This is a genomic window from Pseudanabaena yagii GIHE-NHR1, assembly GCF_012863495.1.
In the GTDB taxonomy this organism is placed as follows: Bacteria; Cyanobacteriota; Cyanobacteriia; order Pseudanabaenales; family Pseudanabaenaceae; genus Pseudanabaena; species Pseudanabaena yagii.
In genome coordinates this window covers 221,164-237,372 of the sequence record NZ_JAAVJL010000002.1, presented here as the reverse complement: position 1 = coordinate 237,372, position 16,209 = coordinate 221,164, and the positions used below count along the sequence as shown (strand labels likewise).

Sequence of the window (16,209 nt, the reverse complement as noted above, 5' to 3'; positions counted from 1 at the left end):
CGCGAAGCATACACCATTCGTTATTAAATTGGCAAATTGACCGTGAAAGTAGTTCCTTGTCCGACTTTGCTTTCGACTTTGATTTGTCCCTGATGACTTTCGGCGATCGCTTTGGCAATAGCTAAACCTAAACCTGATTCACTCGTAGCTGAATTTCCTGATTTAGAACTAGACTTACTACTCTTTTGTGGTTGATAGCGATAGAACCTTTCAAAAATTTGTGATAGTTCTGTTTCAGGAATGCCAATGCCAGTATCCCTGACCTGAACCTGTACTTGATTTGTAGAATGGAGCGGTTGGGTAACAATTTCCACTTTGCCACCCTTGGGCGTATAGGCGATCGCATTGCTAACTAGATTTGTAAATAAGCGTCCTAAGCGATCACGATCTCCAGATATCAAAAGATTTGCATCTTCGCTAGGTAATTCGAGCATAATTTGTTTTTGCTGGGCGATCGCCTGTTGTTCTTCGCCTACCTCGTAGAGGATTTGTGACAAATTGCAAGTCTCACGCTTCTGATTCGTAATACCGCCATCATGCCGCGCTAAAAAGAGTAAATCTTCAATCAATCTTCCTAAGCGGCGCGTAATCCTTTCAATAGTTTCTAGTTGGGATTTCTGAAATTCTAGATCGGGACTGGGATCGGAGAGGGCTACTTGGACATTGGTTTGAATTACGGCGATCGGGTTCCGCAATTCATGGGAAGCATCGGCAGTAAATTGTTTTAAGCGTTGGTAAGATTCGCGCACAGGTTCCATGGCAATTCCTGCTAACCACCAACCGCATAACAATACTACGCCCACCATGAGCGTTGTCCCCACCGCGAGATCGAGAAATAGCTGCTTCACGGGCTTAGTGACTTCAAACCAAGGATGACTAATCCGCAAATATCCCAGCAATTTGCCATTAATCACAATCGGTTCGGTCATCTGGCGCAAAGGTTCCGCTTCCGACAAATGCACCGTGCGATAAACTGGCTGTAAAATTTCGCGTTCTCTTTGTTGCAAAGAATCAGAATTGCCATTAGTTGTCCAGAGAATCTCTCCTCTAGGGCTAAACCAGTCGATATCAATGTGATCGGCATCGATTTCTTGAGCATTTGCCGAAAAGTTATGACTGAAATCTGATTCTAAATCAATCAGATTAGAACGAATTAGCGATCGCTCGATGACTTCGGCAACATGATCAATCGTGTCATCAATGCGATCGATCAAGGTAGATTGCACATAGAGATAGAATCCCGTCGCAAAGACAATCAGCAAAATCGCTGTGACGATCGCATACCACAGAGCCAAGCGGCGGCGCATGGCTTGAAATACTGGATTGGTGGTAGGTTTGGATGCAGGATTAATAGTCAAACTCTTCTAAAATAGTTAACAATCGGTTTTGGCAAGAACTGGGAATTAAATCACTTAGAGGAATCTCGCGTTTACCGCCACCAATAGCAATCTTAGTTTCTTCTAGGACTTGGCTCACATCCGAAGCCTTAATCCCCGCCACGATCATTGGATAAAACTTCTCGGCAAGGGGGCGATGCAAATGGGCATCATTCAAATATAAATGCCACTTCGCGATATCGATATAGACATCTTCTGCGATCGCCGCAGCTAACTGTTCAATGCGTTCTGTAGTACTCATTTTGATAACTGATAATTACTATGTGATTGGTGGGGCGCAAAGCGCCCTACCATCCATCTTAAGTCTTTAACTTGATTCTAATGCGATCGCCATAAATTAAACCTCCATGCCTTCAGGAAAATTGACATCCAAAATCTGCGTAGATGTATAAGGACAAGATTTTGGCAAATCTTTAGATTCTATAGGAGTTTCCTTCTTCACTCACCTTTTTATGCAACAACGACCTCTCAATTTAGGAATTACTCAAGTTGAATCGGCTCAACTATTGGGAATCGATCAGCATAAGATGTCGGCTTTGATCAATGGCAAGTTGTCAGGCTTCTCGACTGTGAGGTTATTTAGGTTTTTAAATTCTCTAGGTCGTGATGTGGAGATTGTGGTGAAAGATAAGCCTAAATCTCTTACTCAGGCTCGTACTCAGGTGGTGAGTGGATAAGTTACTTTGTTTCGCTTATTGAAAGTAGTGGTATAAATTAGCGATCGCCATGTCAGACGATCATTTTACTACATCTGATTTTAAAGCTTTTGCTATAATTGCTGATAATTATATGACTTAGGATGCAAATCATGAGTATTGCCTTAAAAATTGAGCAAGAGCAGTTTATTCAAAAAAAGCTGAAAAGTGGTAAGTATAGCTCTGCTGATGAGGTGATTTTTGAGGCGTTTCGGTTGCTTGAGGAAAGAGATAAACATTATGAGCAATGGCTGCAAGATACTCGCCAAAAGGTTGCTGATGGTCTAGCTCAACTAGATCGGGGTGAAGGGCTGGATGGTGAGAGTGTGATAGCAAGATTAAAAGAACAGGTTCGTATGTAGAAGTTTCTCAAATACATAAAGAATAAATTCGATTATTATCATGCGTAAACAGATTACTGAATATACATCGCCTCTAGATGCTTTAGTAGCTTTGACTAAGCAGTTATACGGTTATGAGATTAAATACCAAACTGATTCGGCTGACTTTTTTGTGCAGTATCAACAAGGTGAGACGGATGATGATGAAGAGAGGTTTGATTGGGCGAGTAATTACCGTCATTATCTAGCTTTACGGCAAGAATTAGAGATTAACTTAAGAAATGTCGTGCAATAGTTTTAGGAATTATTTTGATCAAGTAATTTCTTCTGATTAACCAAGTGTTGTGATGGTCATTCAAGATGCGATCGCTTTTCTTGAGGAAATCGCAAGTAATGATAAAAATTAGCGATCGCCATATCAGACAATTGTTTAACTACCTCTGCCTTTAAAGCTTTATGCCACAATATTAATTTTATGCGATATGCTAGTATTGGCATATTTGTAATGTGAGTATTTTACCGTTGAAACCTGTTGAGTGGATTGGGAGTTCGCTAGATGATTTAAAAGATTTCCCAGACGAGGTTCAGCAAGTTGTGGGTTATGCTTTGTACATCGCTCAATGTGGAGATAAACATCCTTCTGCTAAGCCACTTAAAGGTTTTAAAGGTGCTGGCGTTGTGGAAGTGGTAGAAGATTTTGATGGAGACACTTATCGGGCAGTCTATACGATCAAATTTGCTGATGTTGTTTATGTTTTGCATTCCTTTCAAAAGAAATCGAAACAGGGCATTGCTACTCCAAAGCAAGATATCGATTTGATTGAAGCAAGACTAAAACGGGCTAAAGAACACTATGCTGAGCATTACAACAAGAAAAAGTAAATGGAGGTTTTAAATGACTGAAGAGATTAAGGTGCAAAAAAGTAGTGGTAATGTTTTTGCGGATTTGGGATTAGAGAATTCTGATGAGTTGCTGGTCAAAGCAGAACTTGCTTACAAAATTAGCAGTATCATTACTAAATTAGGAATTACTCAAGTTGAAGCGGCTAAACTATTGGGGATCGATCAGCCTAAGATGTCGGCTTTGATCAATGGCAAGTTATCAGGTTTCTCGACTGTGAGGTTGTTTAGGTTTTTAAATTCTCTAGGTCGTGATGTGGAGATTGTGGTGAAAGATAAGCCTAAATCTCGTTCTCAGGCTCGTACTCAGGTTGTGAGTAGGTAAAATAATCGCCACATCAGACGATTGGTTAACTACATCTGCTTTTAAATCTACCAAACTATCTGAATATTGGATAAGTTACTGATTTTATGGTCTTTGGTAACTAGAGGCAGACCAAGATATAGAGCAGTTGCTGCGATAATGCGATCGCCCATTTCTGGGACAATTTTACGGGAGATTTGAGTAAAAGCTTTAGCTACTGGGGTATCCAGTGGAACAACAACTAATTTTACAAGTGGATCGTCTATGAGTTGTAAAAGTTGCTCTAACGAACTGGTGGGAATCCGATTTTTCTCAACTAAATAATTTATTTCCACAAGAGAAATCGCAGATATAAAAATTGATTCGCCATTGTTCAAGGCATTATCAACAGCGTTCACTGCATTTGTTGATAACTTTTCAGGACTTCGCAAGTACCAAATGATTGTGTGGGTGTCAGCTACAACGCTCATAATTCAATGTCCTTGGGGAAGGTTGCCCACATTTCTTTTCTAGTTGCAGCGAGTTCTTCTTCGGTGAGGTTAATATCTGCATTTGCCCATAAGCCTTTGATACTTTTGCTTGGGGATTTAGGTGATGTTTTGGCTTGCAAAAATTCGGCAAATTCTAATAGTGCTTGCTGTTTTTCGATTGGTAAGGCTTTGATGACTGCAATTAATGTTTCTTCGATTTTAGGTAGTGTTTGCATAGTTTTTTTAGTGGTTTGACAAATAAATTATTGCAAGTAGTGGTATAGATTAGCGATCGCCATATCATACAATTATTTAACTACAGCTGCTTTCAGAGCTTTATGCCCCGTAGCTTGAGCTTGTTCGACTATTTCATATTCATACTTTGAGCGTAAGTCTGGTAAAGCAGTTAATTTCAGTTGATCATGTAAAGAAAACAATTCAGACTGACTAAAAATCTCAATTTTGCAGCATATTATTTTGGGATAGTTTGCTCCAAATTGCATTGGGCAATTTATACTACACTGATTTATATTATTATATTTTAGATCAATCAAATAGATAAGCACAATGAATCAACACTTTCTCCTAGAACTAATAAAAAAGAGAGAGACTTTCGACAAAGCATATGTATATGCAATATATTATAGGATTAAGGAAGATTCCTACTGTAATTTTATAGAGATAGATTACTATAGACAAGATAAGGAAAAGTTGTTTGAAGAAATAAAGTCTATTTTTGAAAATCCTAATGTATACGAACCAGAAACTGCATTTTCTTTCTATCTACCTAAATCAGAAATGTTCTTTAGGCGAATGATACATACCCCCTTTAAAGATTTAGTAATAAAATTTATTATTGTAATAATTCTAGCTGATCTATTGGATTTTACACTAGTAAAAAACTGCTTTTCACATAGACTAGAGAGAAATAGAGATAAAGACAAAAAATCTAAAGAAGGATTGTATAGATACTACTTCTACGGGTTTGAAGAGTTTACAGATTGGCAAACAAAACAAGTCGATCATAGCTTCTGTTTACTGAAAACTGATATCTCATCTTTCTATGATTCTATATCTCATGAATATTTGGTTTCGGCAATTTCAAAACAACTTAGCATACCCAAAGAATCACAATTCATATTGATTTTTGCTAAAACCTTAAAATTCAAAGTTTGTTACTACTCTTTCGTAGATGGTAAATTAAACGAAACTTATAATAGTCAAGGGATACCGATTGGCAATGAAGCAGAAGGATTCATTGCTAATTTATTTCTTAAAGAAGTTGATGAAGCCTTATTCAACCAAAAAATAAACTTTGGAAGATATGTTGATGATTTTCGTATTTTTACAAAGAGTAAAAGTGATGCGATAAAAGGATTAATAATATTGCAAGAGTTTCTTTTAAAAATTGGAGTAAATCTAAATGCTTCAAAAACAAAAATAATAGAAGCTCAAGAAAAGATTATTGAATTTATTAAAGAATCAAAAAAAGGGGGGACATCAACAATTCCATTCATAGAAGAGGAAGATTCTGATCCTCAGCAAGAAAAAATTATAGATAAAAGTGTTTTAATTAGGGAAATAAACTCAAGTACAGAATATGAGCAAGAACTGCCAGACAAATCAATTTCTGTATCAGATAAAGATATATTTGTTAGCCTTGAAGAAATAGACAGTGAAGAAAAAGCAAAGAAATTTGGTGAATTTCTACACAAAATACCTCTAGGTAAAAAAATAGACCCTAAACTATTTATTTATCATATTGAGTGGCTATATCAATTATCTAAAAAATATACTAAGCATTCCAAATTATATGCTTGGTTGTTTGTTAGATTTGTATCTTTAGAAAATAATGATGATATTCAAAAAATTAGTCTTAAATACCTATTTAAAGTGCTTGACGACACTGAAATACATACATTTATTAAGACTAGAATAATTCATAATCTTATAAAACCAAGAAAGGGAGCTTTGACTTATATACAAAGGATGTCAACAAGACAAAAATTAAAAGAGAGGTTACTTCTATGTATAACTGAGTTAATAAGAAGTAATTGCATAGCTTTGCAACTAAATTGCATTTACGCTTATTATTTAATTCTTCAAGATTATCATTTATTACAAGATTTGATATCGATAAATTTAAATCGTCCAATACCAGAGCCTATACAAAATGCTGTTTATCAGATTGGGACACTGTATTATAAAGGTTCACCTAAATTACCTTCATTTGAAGAAATATTGGAGGAAAGTGAAGTAACAATTGAATCTGAAAGTTTTTTGTTTCAATAAAAATCATATTTTAAAAGTCAATTTCTGGATCAGGAGCTTCATAGACAATTAAATAACTTTTTGCTCTAGTAGCTCCGATGTATTTATTGGCAATATCCCAGTTGTTTGGAACTAATGTTTTAGGCTTTTCAAGAACAAGTAAAATAATGTCATTTTCAAGCCCTTTATATCTTCCTATATTTTCATATTGAATACTTTGCTTCTCTTTATTGTTTAGTGAATATTCTATTAAAGAGAAATTTCCAATTTTAGATAAACTTGCTAAAAATGACTTCGATAGTGGATGTATATCAGTCAATATAATAATCTGATTGGAATTTACTTTCTCTTCATTAACCAAAAAAGAGATATCTTTCTCAATCATTAGTAGAAGATTACAAGGTCTATCATATACTTTTTGAACTACATCCCTGCCATCAATTGATGAGCTTTCTAGAGGATGTAAGCAAGATACAAATGGCTTAGCATAATGAAATATTTGATTGGTATTCCTACAGTTTTTGTTTAAAGCCATAGGATTTAATTGAAGTGTATACTTGCTAATATTTTCCTTTTTGGATATATTTTGATTGCTATCCTGAAATATGTAAAATATTTCTTCTTCAGTTAGGAGCTTCTTTAAAAGATCTAATTCACTACGCTCAAAATCTTGACCTTCGTCAAGAATAATAGCATCAAATTTTCTGTTGTTATAATTTTCTATTACTTTACTATAATGTGATACTACGCAATGATTTGACTCGATTTCTTGTGATAATGAAGCTGCAATATAAAGACTTAAATTAAGAGACTTACAAGTTATAAGAGTTGTATAATTTTGTTGAGATAGTTGCCTTGTCTTTTCTATTGCTAATTGTGTTTTACCTGATCCAGCACACCCTAAAATTGTGCATTGAGATTGAAAATACAGGCTATTTAATATCGCAAATTGCTGCTCAGTTAAGCGGAGAATTTCTTGATGAATCTCGCTTAGATCATTACCAATATACTTCTTGAAGTTGGTTTTCGGCGAAATCAAATCTATAATTCTATTTACACCCTTTTCTCCCAACCTTAAGTGATTTCCACTGCAAGAATAGTAATCAAAGATAGATGATATATGTCTATTAATATCCTGATTGACTGACAAAAGTCTATGAAGCATAGTCGAGAGTAGAAGCATAGAACTCAATGCGGAATAATTTCTGAAGATGTTTTCGACGAGAAGCAATAGCAGGGTGAGAGTCAAGATAAGAAGTAAAAGAGTAGAAAGGCAAGAAAGCCCAGTTTTTAGTGATAGCGGTGTGAATCCAGTTCCAGCCAATCTTGAGATAACTAAGCCCACGAAACCAATGAGGATCAACCAAACGACGATAGCCAGAATCAGCAACCGCCAGTCCTTGAGCCGTTAAAAACAAGGTGGTCAGTGCTATCACAAAACAAAGGCGAGAAATGGCAGGAGCCGAACGTAAACGCGAAGATTCTAAATCAAAGCCATTAGATTTATCATCCAAGAAATTCTCCTCAATATCGAATCTCAGACCATACTCCCAAAAAGTTTGGAGTGTGGTAGGTTCAGTACTGAGAATATACCAATACTCTCGGCTCCCAGATTCCCAAGCCGCCGCAATATGCACATCGGTAAGACGCTTGGACTCAGTTTTGTGAACTTTAACATTGTGGATCAACTTAGCTTCACCAAGACGAAGATGTAATTGTTTGACTGTTTGCCAGCCATGCTTGGGGGCATATATCCAGAAATTACCCTTGATCCGAATCCGACATTGCCATTTTAATTCCCACACATAGCGCACCAGTTCTGGATTAGCAAATGCTCGGTCTGCTAATAAAACTACTTTGACATTCACGGGCAACAGTTTCGATGCGCGTTTGAGCATGTCTTGATAGCTACTCATCTCCACACTACTACTGCGATGTTTGATTACACGCCAACATAACGGTAAAGCTCTTCCCTGATGAACTACACACAATCGGATCATGCTGTATTCTTCCCACAGTTGACTGGTATCAAAACTCAGATATATTTCTGGCTCTTTCCATTTAGCGATTAACTCTTTGATTACTGGACTGTATAGCTTAGCTGGATTTATGCGCGGATTGTTCAGCCATCTTGATAGTTGTCTTTGCGTGCTTTGGGCGATCAATGCTTTTGTGTTGATATGGCTTAACCACTTCGTTAAATTCACACTCCCTGTGGCGATCATTCCCACCATCATCCACGCCATTACTCCCAAATGGCGCACATCTGACCACTGGCTGTATTGACTCCCGAATTTTATTAGTTCATTATAGATACGTGAGGCGTTTTGGGTCATTTGTCCTATGCTCCTTTTTCTTCAAAAAACAGCATACGCCTCTTTTTTACTCAAATTCAATCTCTGTATACTTTCTCGCAACTTCTCTTACCACTTTTGTCAGTCAATCAGATTAATATCTTTGAGTTGAGGACGCAATAGCAATATATTGCGAGGAGCTTCAGATGGCAATCCATTTTCTATAGCATCCACATCAGGAAAAGCTGCGCATTGACCAATACACGCTCTTGATAGGTTACTACTAGACCTACTCAGAAATTTTATAAATGAATACCTAATTTCTCTAGCTTGATCAAATGGAGACCTTTTCATCCTATCTTGATTTTGATACCAAGATTTATTTATAGAGTCATAAGATATTTTCCCTCCTTTTACCTCTAATAATAGGATTCCTTTCTCTGGATGAACTATAGTAAAATCACTTTCACGTTCTTGTATATAGTACTTATCAGCTTGCCACCATGCACTATGAAAAACTCTAAGTACAGGACAAAAATTTAATGGAGTTAAAGAAGGCTTGAGAATTGAGATGTAAGTCAAAGATGATGTGACGAAGGAAATCAAAACCAAGGCGAAAAATGCTTTTAGGAAGACGACCGTGTTTTTTAGGCTTGAGGGGATTTAGTTGAGCCAACCAAAGCCCAGAAGAAAAAGCCCAACATAAAGCCAGAGTAAGCAAAGCAATTAGTTTGGAAAGACGTTCAGGATCTTGAAGATGAGTGGACTCCAAACAAAAGCCACGGGTTTTAAAGCACCCGAATAAAGTCTCAATAGCCCAACGCTTAGCATAGTCAGCAATAGCCGTATCAGGGTCATGAGTCGTCGCGACAATTAATAAATCGCCATCATCAAGACGCATAGCGGCTATACGAAGCCAATGGTTCCAAACCTTTCTGGGCTTGGACAATACTTTGGACTGACCAACTTGGAGGTCTTGAAAACAAATGTCGGCACGCAGTTTTTTCTGCCCGTCATTGAGCAAAGTATTTTTACGGCGGATACGAAAACGGTTACATGGTTCACACAACAAGTAATCTAACCAATCCTCACCGACAAACTCTCGGTCTGCACTCAAAAAGTCGATTTTGCGGTCTCCAAATATTTCCAGAAATCGATTACACAATTCACAGCGCTCACGGGTGTTTGAGTTACCTTTTTTGTCCAGCATCATCCATACCAACGGGAATGCAATACCGTAATGCACTATTCCCAATGTCAGCACATTAAACACGGTTTTACCGAATTCCCAATCGGTGCGGTCGATAGAAATTACCCAAGGTTCGGGGATTTGCATGACTTTGACGACCATGAGTGCGATCTTTTCATAGTCCACTTCAAAGTCTCGAAAAAATCTCTGTAACCTCTTATAGTGTGATTCGACTTTGGCATAACCACTAAATCCTGTGGCAATTTCAGCTAGGTTTACTGTCTTTACTCGCATTAGCGCGATCAAGAACATGGACACAAAGGCTAGTCTTGCTCTATTCCATTGCCAGCAATTCTCATTATGAAAAATTAACTACTGTTGGGAGGGAGATCTAACTCCAAACCTTGAATCATAAAAGTCAAAAGATGATCCCAACTATCAAAAACAAGATATCGAGTCAAGGCGCGTAAATCGTTAAAAAAGGTTTTGCGGGTTGGCAAATGAGAGCGCAATAACTGGTACTTGTCATCGACCAATTCCAATAACGTGTGAAATAGTAGGGACAAAATATTGAGGGTGGCTAGGAATGAAGCAAGATGCTCCTTGCCATGTCCAAAGTTGTGTTCTAGGTTGTAGCCCTTAGTTTTGAGAGTATTGTTATTCTCATTTTCCACTTTCCAACGAGTACGACCAGCCAGCACGATTTCCACCACTGTTTGCTCAGTAATCAGGTGATTGGTGGCAAAAGAGTTTTTGTAAACTACCTTGCCATCAGGTCTAGTCACAGTTAGTTCACACCAGTTAACCAGCAAAGCATCGTCACCATCTTTGATAGGTAGCCCATTGACATATTGGTAGGTATAGGTCTCTTGAACTTTCCCTGTCCACTTATTGACAACCACCGTTGGCAAAGCAATCCCTTCTATATGCTCATAGATAGTGGGGTGAGATTCGGGCGGCAGACTAAGATGAAGTTGAACTGTTGCTCTAATAGCATTTGGCAGAGGGTTGGCGAGAATAAAGGTCATCACCCAAAACAGTTACCTTGAATGCACTGTACTTACTGCCATGTTGTAACAACCATCTTTTGGCGGCTGTATTCTCACAGTCTTGCTTGTCATTTCCATCCTGCGGCACAATAAATTCTGGTACTAGGGGAATCACTTGCGATTGATGTGGACTGACGATAACTGGCGTAACTACGCTATGAAAATAATGAATTTCTCCTGATTTCATTTTCCTACTCGAACAATGGTGACAGTGTATTTGTTTTGAACTAAAGTACTCTGTCCCATCTAGCGCCATTAATAGATTGTTGGCGAATCCTCGAAATCCTTGCAGTTTCCCCTTTTGCTCTATCGTCTCCAAGATTGTCTCGAACACTGGAAACATTTCTTTAGGTTGCACTGGGTCTAGCAAGTCTCGGATATGGTTATCCGTTGGTATTTTATGCACCCCAAATAAACTTTGGGCGTTGCTTCGCCCTTTTGTCTGCTCCATTGTCCGCTGGTAAGACAAGAATGATGGACTTTGAGTGAAAAATACACTGAATGCACTCATGGCTGCATCTTCCATGCCATAGCGACTATTTTTGCCTGTCCGCTTGTCTGGCAATGATTCTAGTTGTTGTCGGAAAATTTCTACAATTCTGTCGAATGAGCCTTGTGCTTTCAAAGCTCTTCCCCTAAATCAATCATCATGTTATTTACAATATCCCTATATCAACGGTTTGACTAGCCTTCGTTCATAATGAGAATTGCTGATTCCATTGCAGATGTTGCTGCAACTTTTCTCGGAATAGGTTAATCTCTTTCATAGGGGTTTTATTTACGATGTGGTTATCTTTTATAAAACCCCTCCCTGCCTACTTTTGCAACTTTTTGTCCTGTACTAAGTGAAAAACTACATAGTCTTTATCTAGTTCTTTTTCTAGGATAGCAAATAATTTTTTCTCAGCATTGCTTTTAGTTGTTACGGAAAGCGTCTGAGGTATCATTCTCGCCATAGTAAAGTTTTTCTCTTAGAAGTTATGGTTGATATTTTATGTTTCAATTCTAATACTGATTATAATAGCAACAATTTTAGATTGAAGAGATTAATCTTATCGCTTAGAACTTGAGGATAGGAAACAAGGGTTAGAAGGCGATCACCTGCGTTCTTTAATCTCTAGCAAAAAACAAGAGTTTGAAAAATCTCTCAAATCCTAACAAAACCATGATCAAACAAATTACCCTAGAAGTCGAAGCACCCATCGCAGACGCATACCAAAATGCAACCCCAGAACATCGTCAAGCACTACAGGCGATCGTTAGCTTATATCTAAAATCTATATCTATTCCACCTCAGAAAGAGACTGTACCCGACCAAGATATCCCTAACAAAAAGCCAAAGCGCACAACACCAAAGCATCTAGCAGGAAAAGTTGAAATTCTAGGTGATATTGTTAGCCCAATCATAGATGAAGAGGATTGGGAATGTCTGAAATGGTAATTCTTGGTTCTGGTTTATAAATGGGAGCTTTGAGCGCTTTCCTGCACAGTTTTTACAACGCATCACCATAGATATGAAATTCTGTAAATAACTGGAATCATTGCTCATCATTCCAAACATTTTGTTAAAATGAACCAGATCAAAAGACTAAAGGGAACTTAACTCCCTTGATCGTATATTTCTATGAATACGGAAAAACCAGCCAAAACTGCTAAAACTGCCAAGGCAAAAGTAGACAATACCGAAGTAGCCACAACAGTAACTACCTCTGTATCAACCCTACTGCGTGAACATGCCGAAAGTCAATTTGCGGAAGAGTTAGCAGAACTAGCCAAGATCGATACAAAACAACGTCCTCCCAATTGGAAGCTATCGCCTTGGGCAGTGTCTACCTATCTCCTTGGTGGCAAGCTAGATAACGGCTTTGAGGTTTCTCCGAAATATATTGGCAACAAGCGCATCATTGAAATTGCGATCGCTACCCTCACCACCGATCGCGCCCTGCTCCTCTTTGGAGTTCCGGGAACCGCCAAATCTTGGGTGTCTGAACATTTAGCCGCCGCTATTTCTGGGGATTCCACATTATTGATTCAAGGCACAGCAGGAACTAGCGAAGAAGTAATTCGCTATGGCTGGAACTATGCCAGATTGCTAGCCGATGGTCCCTCGATGGCGGCACTAGTGGCGAGTCCGATGATGCGAGCGATGGCAGATGGCAAAATCGCCAGAGTAGAAGAACTAACCCGCATTCCTTCCGATGTCCAAGATACTTTGATTACGATTCTTTCGGAAAAGACTTTACCAATTCCTGAACTGAATTCGGAAGTGCAGTCCACAAGGGGATTTAATGTGATTGCCACTGCGAATAATCGAGATCGCGGCGTGAATGAGCTATCTAGTGCGTTAAAGCGGCGCTTTAATACCGTGATTTTGCCAGTACCCGATAGTGCCGATGAAGAAGTGGAGATTGTCCAGAGTCGCGTAGAAAGCCTCGGTCGTGCCCTCGAATTACCCGCCGAACCTCCTGCCCTCGAAGAAGTACGTCGCATTGTCACCATTTTTCGTGAACTGCGAAATGGTGTGACCAGTGATGGCAAAACCAAGCTCAAATCCCCCAGTGGCACTCTCAGCACTGCCGAAGCAATTTCCGTAGTGAATAGTGGTTTAGCGCTGGCGGCTCACTTTGGCGATGGTTACTTACGGGCTGGAGATGTTGCCTCTAGCCTGATCGGCGCAGTAGTCAAAGATCCCGTACAGGATCAGCTTGTTTGGAAAGAATATTTAGAAACGGTGGTGAAGGAACGGGACAACTGGAAAGACTTGTATCGCGCTTGTCGGGAGGTTGATTAAACTTGAAGAGCGATCGCCAAGCCTCTAGTTCTACTAGCTCTAAAAATAATACCGATAAAGTCCATATTTTCGGCATTCGCCATCATGGATCTGGTTCGGCGCGGAGTTTATGCCAAGCCCTCGAACAATTGCAACCTGATGCCATCCTGATTGAAGCACCGCCCGATGCTCAAGCCCTGTTGCCTTTTGTGATCAGAGAGGAAATGCAGCCCCCTGTTGCCATTCTCATCTATGCCAGCGATCGCCCCGAAAATTCCGTCTATTACCCCTTTGCCATCTTCTCTCCAGAATGGCAAGCGATTCGCTATGGCTTAGAGCGGGATATTCCGATCAAGTTTATGGATTTACCCCAATCCCATCGTTTGGCGATTAAAGAGAAAGAACAAACAGAGGTTAATCCAGAATCAGAAATAAGTTCTTCAGAAGATGTTGCACCAAATTCTGAATCAAGTCCTGAAGTAGCTCCCCAAGTAATTCCTGAATCTGATTTAAGACTTTATCGCCAAGATCCCCTTGGTTGGCTAGCGGAAGCGGCAGGCTTTAGCGATGGTGAGCGCTGGTGGGAATATATGGTGGAACATCGGCGCGATAGTCATGAACTGTTTGCGGCGATTTTAGAAGCGATGACGGCTTTAAGAGAAGAATTAGATGCTGCCGAAGATTTGTCAGAAATTCCCGCCGATCGCCTACTCGAACAACAGCGTGAGGCGCATATGCGGCAAACCATCCGTGCTGCTATCACTGAAGGCAAAGAACGCATCGCTGTCGTCTGTGGTGCTTGGCACGCCCCTGCTCTGGTGAATTTGCCACCTGCTAAGAATGATACTGCAATTCTCAAAGGATTACCCAAGATCAAAGTAGAAGCAACTTGGATTCCTTGGACGTATGGAAGATTAGCGATCGCTAGTGGTTATGGTGCTGGCGTAGTTTCCCCCGGCTGGTATGACCATCTCTGGCATAACTTCCATCATAGTTCTAGCCAAGTCGCAATTCGTTGGATTACTCGCGTCGCCAGACTTTTACGCACCAAAGATATTGATGCTTCTTCCGCAAGTGTGATCGAATCAGTGCGCCTCGCAGAAGCATTATCGGCAATGCGCGATCGCCCCTTAGCAGGATTGCCCGAACTCAACGAAGCAATTCAATCAGTGCTGTGTTTTGGCGATCCCTTACCGATGCAGTTCATTCATCAGGAATTGATTGTGGGCGATCGCATGGGCAAAGTCCCTGACGATACGCCGATGGTTCCGTTGCAACAGGACTTAATCCGTCAGCAAAAGCGGCTCCGCCTCAAGCCCGATACCAAAACCCTAGAGCTAGATCTGCGTAATGCCAACGATTTAGAGCGATCGCACTTACTCTATCGCTTAGCCTTGCTCAATATTCCTTGGGGCAGAACCCAGTACAGCACTAGCAAAGGAACCTTTAAAGAACCTTGGCAATTGCAATGGGAACCAGAATTTGCGGTCAGATTAGTTGAGGCAGGAGTATGGGGACAAACGCTTATCGAAGCGGCTACGGCTTTTACCCGTAATCAAGCCAACGAAGCCAAGGATTTACCGACTCTCACCAAACTAGTCGATAAAGTTCTGCTAGCGAATCTTGGTGATGCAGCTAGTTACTTGATGGTGCGTCTCCAAGCGGAAGCGGCGATCGCTGCCGATATCTCTCACCTGATGCAAGCCGTCCCATCCCTCGCCAATCTCCTCCGCTATGGCAATGTCCGCCAAATCGATACCAATATTGTTGCTCAAGTGATGGATGGCTTAATTACCCGCATTTGTGTGGGTCTGCCCGTTGCTTGTGCTTCCCTCAACGATGAAGCTGCTGCCGCGATGTATGAGTTAGCGATCGCAGTTAATCGGGCAATCCTGCTCTTACAAAATTCTGAATATGCGGAAGCATGGCATGGTGTTCTCTCTCAACTCGCCGATCAATCGGGACTGCATGGACTGCTAGCGGGTTGCTGTTGTCGCTTACTTCTCGATGCAGGTGTATTTACCGCCAACGATGTAGAAATGCGCATGGGGCTATTTCTATCCCTAGCCAATGAACCGAGCCAAGCCGCCGCATGGTTAGAAGGTTTACTCAAGGGTAGTGGTTTAGTCCTGCTCCATGACGATCGCCTCTGGCAAGTTCTCGATAACTGGGTCACAAAACTTTCAACGGATACCTTTGATTTAGTTTTGCCATTACTCCGCCGCACCTTTGCCACTTTCCCCTCGCCAGAACGCCGCCAGATGGGAGAACGGGTCAAACGCAATCAATCAAATCAAATCACCGTAAGTAGCGATTCTAATTTCTCCAATCTCGATATTCAAAGAGCTGAGGCAATTTTACCTGCGATCGCGCAATTACTGGGCATTAATTACCATTAATTAAAGTATCTCTGGCTTCGACTCCGCTCAGCCAACGTTAGCTGAGCGAAGTCGAACGTTAGCTGAGCGGAGCCGAAGCTAGATAACTTTGGTGAGACATTTTTTATCTGCAAGAGCCTAAAACTTGTTT

The 16,209-nt window shown here is 40.1% G+C and carries 18 protein-coding genes and 2 pseudogenes; 9 read left to right on the top strand and 11 right to left on the bottom strand.

Annotated elements, in window-relative coordinates:
- Positions 1-23: 23 nt before the first annotated feature.
- Both HC246_RS17965 and HC246_RS17960 read right to left on the bottom strand, forming a co-directional pair.
- A complete protein-coding gene (locus HC246_RS17965) occupies positions 24-1,307 on the bottom strand; it encodes a sensor histidine kinase (RefSeq protein ID WP_169365224.1) in 1,284 nt (427 codons plus the stop codon).
- 40 nt (positions 1,308-1,347) lie between these two features.
- Entirely contained in the window at positions 1,348-1,638 is a 291-nt protein-coding gene (locus HC246_RS17960) for a DUF3181 family protein (RefSeq protein WP_169364829.1), read from the bottom strand.
- A 238-nt stretch (positions 1,639-1,876) separates the two neighbouring features.
- On the opposite strand from HC246_RS17960, the pseudogene HC246_RS17955 reads away from it, so the two are divergent.
- The 3 genes and pseudogenes from HC246_RS17955 to tumA form a co-directional block, all read left to right on the top strand.
- Positions 1,877-2,074: pseudogene (locus tag HC246_RS17955) on the top strand (helix-turn-helix domain-containing protein); the annotation flags it as partial.
- Positions 2,075-2,205: 131 nt separating this feature from the next.
- Complete coding sequence (locus HC246_RS17950) at positions 2,206-2,454, top strand: type II toxin-antitoxin system ParD family antitoxin (RefSeq protein WP_169364827.1); 249 nt, start codon at positions 2,206-2,208, stop codon at positions 2,452-2,454.
- Between the two features lie 40 nt (positions 2,455-2,494).
- Positions 2,495-2,728 carry an antitoxin TumA gene (gene tumA, locus HC246_RS17945; protein WP_169364826.1) on the top strand — a complete coding sequence of 78 codons (234 nt, stop codon included), beginning with the start codon at positions 2,495-2,497 and terminating at the stop codon, positions 2,726-2,728.
- Between the two features lie 56 nt (positions 2,729-2,784).
- Here tumA and HC246_RS17940 read toward each other — a convergent pair whose 3' ends face one another.
- Positions 2,785-2,931 (bottom strand): hypothetical protein, encoded by a 147-nt coding sequence (locus tag HC246_RS17940; protein WP_169364825.1) that lies wholly within the window; start codon positions 2,929-2,931, stop codon positions 2,785-2,787.
- 9 nt (positions 2,932-2,940) lie between these two features.
- Between HC246_RS17940 and HC246_RS17935 the strand changes: the two genes are divergently transcribed.
- Both HC246_RS17935 and HC246_RS17930 read left to right on the top strand, forming a co-directional pair.
- The gene (locus tag HC246_RS17935; protein ID WP_169364824.1) at positions 2,941-3,315 is read left to right on the top strand and encodes a type II toxin-antitoxin system RelE/ParE family toxin; all 375 of its coding nucleotides are present in this window, start codon (positions 2,941-2,943) and stop codon (positions 3,313-3,315) included.
- Positions 3,316-3,328: 13 nt separating this feature from the next.
- The gene (locus tag HC246_RS17930) at positions 3,329-3,658 is read left to right on the top strand and encodes a helix-turn-helix domain-containing protein (protein WP_142603691.1); all 330 of its coding nucleotides are present in this window, start codon (positions 3,329-3,331) and stop codon (positions 3,656-3,658) included.
- Between the two features lie 47 nt (positions 3,659-3,705).
- On the opposite strand, the gene HC246_RS17925 is transcribed toward HC246_RS17930, so the two are convergent.
- The 3 genes from HC246_RS17925 to HC246_RS17915 form a co-directional block, all read right to left on the bottom strand.
- The gene (locus tag HC246_RS17925) at positions 3,706-4,107 is read right to left on the bottom strand and encodes a type II toxin-antitoxin system VapC family toxin (RefSeq protein WP_211167844.1); all 402 of its coding nucleotides are present in this window, start codon (positions 4,105-4,107) and stop codon (positions 3,706-3,708) included.
- On the bottom strand, positions 4,104-4,343 hold the full coding sequence (locus tag HC246_RS17920) for a DUF2281 domain-containing protein (RefSeq protein ID WP_169364823.1): 240 nt from the start codon (positions 4,341-4,343) through the stop codon (positions 4,104-4,106). Before HC246_RS17920 ends, HC246_RS17925 begins: the two co-directional genes overlap by 4 nt.
- A gap of 72 nt (positions 4,344-4,415) precedes the next feature.
- Positions 4,416-4,610 (bottom strand): hypothetical protein, encoded by a 195-nt coding sequence (locus tag HC246_RS17915; RefSeq protein WP_169364822.1) that lies wholly within the window; start codon positions 4,608-4,610, stop codon positions 4,416-4,418.
- A 64-nt stretch (positions 4,611-4,674) separates the two neighbouring features.
- Here HC246_RS17915 and HC246_RS17910 point away from each other — a divergent pair, with 64 nt between their 5' ends.
- On the top strand, positions 4,675-6,399 hold the full coding sequence (locus tag HC246_RS17910; protein ID WP_169364821.1) for an RNA-directed DNA polymerase: 1,725 nt from the start codon (positions 4,675-4,677) through the stop codon (positions 6,397-6,399).
- A 10-nt stretch (positions 6,400-6,409) separates the two neighbouring features.
- On the opposite strand, the gene HC246_RS17905 is transcribed toward HC246_RS17910, so the two are convergent.
- From HC246_RS17905 to HC246_RS17885, 5 genes and pseudogenes are all read right to left on the bottom strand, one after another.
- Positions 6,410-7,543: a DNA/RNA helicase domain-containing protein gene (locus tag HC246_RS17905; RefSeq protein WP_169364820.1), complete on the bottom strand. Its 1,134-nt coding sequence runs from the start codon at positions 7,541-7,543 to the stop codon at positions 6,410-6,412.
- Positions 7,533-8,714, bottom strand: a complete 1,182-nt coding sequence (locus HC246_RS26005; RefSeq protein WP_169361634.1) for a transposase — start codon at positions 8,712-8,714, stop codon at positions 7,533-7,535. Before HC246_RS26005 ends, HC246_RS17905 begins: the two co-directional genes overlap by 11 nt.
- Positions 8,715-8,813: 99 nt before the next feature.
- Positions 8,814-9,254: a nuclease-related domain-containing protein gene (locus tag HC246_RS17895; RefSeq protein ID WP_169364819.1), complete on the bottom strand. Its 441-nt coding sequence runs from the start codon at positions 9,252-9,254 to the stop codon at positions 8,814-8,816.
- Positions 9,193-10,230, bottom strand: coding sequence for an IS4 family transposase (locus tag HC246_RS17890; RefSeq protein WP_169365222.1), 1,038 nt, complete (start codon positions 10,228-10,230; stop codon positions 9,193-9,195). The genes HC246_RS17895 and HC246_RS17890 overlap by 62 nt, the downstream gene beginning before the upstream one ends.
- Positions 10,230-11,508 (bottom strand): annotated as a pseudogene (locus HC246_RS17885) (ISNCY family transposase). The gene HC246_RS17890 and the pseudogene HC246_RS17885 overlap by 1 nt, the downstream one beginning before the upstream one ends.
- 567 nt (positions 11,509-12,075) lie before the next feature.
- On the opposite strand from HC246_RS17885, the gene HC246_RS17880 reads away from it, so the two are divergent.
- The 3 genes from HC246_RS17880 to HC246_RS17870 all read left to right on the top strand — a co-directional run bounded on the left by HC246_RS17880 (position 12,076) and on the right by HC246_RS17870 (position 16,079).
- Positions 12,076-12,351 carry a hypothetical protein gene (locus HC246_RS17880; protein WP_169364647.1) on the top strand — a complete coding sequence of 92 codons (276 nt, stop codon included), beginning with the start codon at positions 12,076-12,078 and terminating at the stop codon, positions 12,349-12,351.
- Positions 12,352-12,534: 183 nt separating this feature from the next.
- Positions 12,535-13,701, top strand: a complete 1,167-nt coding sequence (locus tag HC246_RS17875; protein WP_169364818.1) for an ATP-binding protein — start codon at positions 12,535-12,537, stop codon at positions 13,699-13,701.
- A gap of 2 nt (positions 13,702-13,703) precedes the next feature.
- Positions 13,704-16,079, top strand: coding sequence for a DUF5682 family protein (locus HC246_RS17870; protein WP_169364817.1), 2,376 nt, complete (start codon positions 13,704-13,706; stop codon positions 16,077-16,079).
- Positions 16,080-16,209: the final 130 nt, after the last annotated feature.

Coding starts and splice junctions, on each gene's coding strand:
- HC246_RS17965 (WP_169365224.1), bottom strand. CDS start 1,307: ATGCGCCGCCGCTTGGCTCTGTGGTATGCGATCGTCACAGCGATTTTG.
- HC246_RS17960 (WP_169364829.1), bottom strand. CDS start 1,638: ATGAGTACTACAGAACGCATTGAACAGTTAGCTGCGGCGATCGCAGAA.
- HC246_RS17950 (WP_169364827.1), top strand. CDS start 2,206: ATGAGTATTGCCTTAAAAATTGAGCAAGAGCAGTTTATTCAAAAAAAG.
- tumA (WP_169364826.1), top strand. CDS start 2,495: ATGCGTAAACAGATTACTGAATATACATCGCCTCTAGATGCTTTAGTA.
- HC246_RS17940 (WP_169364825.1), bottom strand. CDS start 2,931: ATGCCAATACTAGCATATCGCATAAAATTAATATTGTGGCATAAAGCT.
- HC246_RS17930 (WP_142603691.1), top strand. CDS start 3,329: ATGACTGAAGAGATTAAGGTGCAAAAAAGTAGTGGTAATGTTTTTGCG.
- HC246_RS17925 (WP_211167844.1), bottom strand. CDS start 4,107: ATGAGCGTTGTAGCTGACACCCACACAATCATTTGGTACTTGCGAAGT.
- HC246_RS17920 (WP_169364823.1), bottom strand. CDS start 4,343: ATGCAAACACTACCTAAAATCGAAGAAACATTAATTGCAGTCATCAAA.
- HC246_RS17915 (WP_169364822.1), bottom strand. CDS start 4,610: ATGCAATTTGGAGCAAACTATCCCAAAATAATATGCTGCAAAATTGAG.
- HC246_RS17910 (WP_169364821.1), top strand. CDS start 4,675: ATGAATCAACACTTTCTCCTAGAACTAATAAAAAAGAGAGAGACTTTC.
- HC246_RS17905 (WP_169364820.1), bottom strand. CDS start 7,543: ATGCTTCATAGACTTTTGTCAGTCAATCAGGATATTAATAGACATATA.
- HC246_RS26005 (WP_169361634.1), bottom strand. CDS start 8,714: ATGACCCAAAACGCCTCACGTATCTATAATGAACTAATAAAATTCGGG.
- HC246_RS17880 (WP_169364647.1), top strand. CDS start 12,076: ATGATCAAACAAATTACCCTAGAAGTCGAAGCACCCATCGCAGACGCA.
- HC246_RS17875 (WP_169364818.1), top strand. CDS start 12,535: ATGAATACGGAAAAACCAGCCAAAACTGCTAAAACTGCCAAGGCAAAA.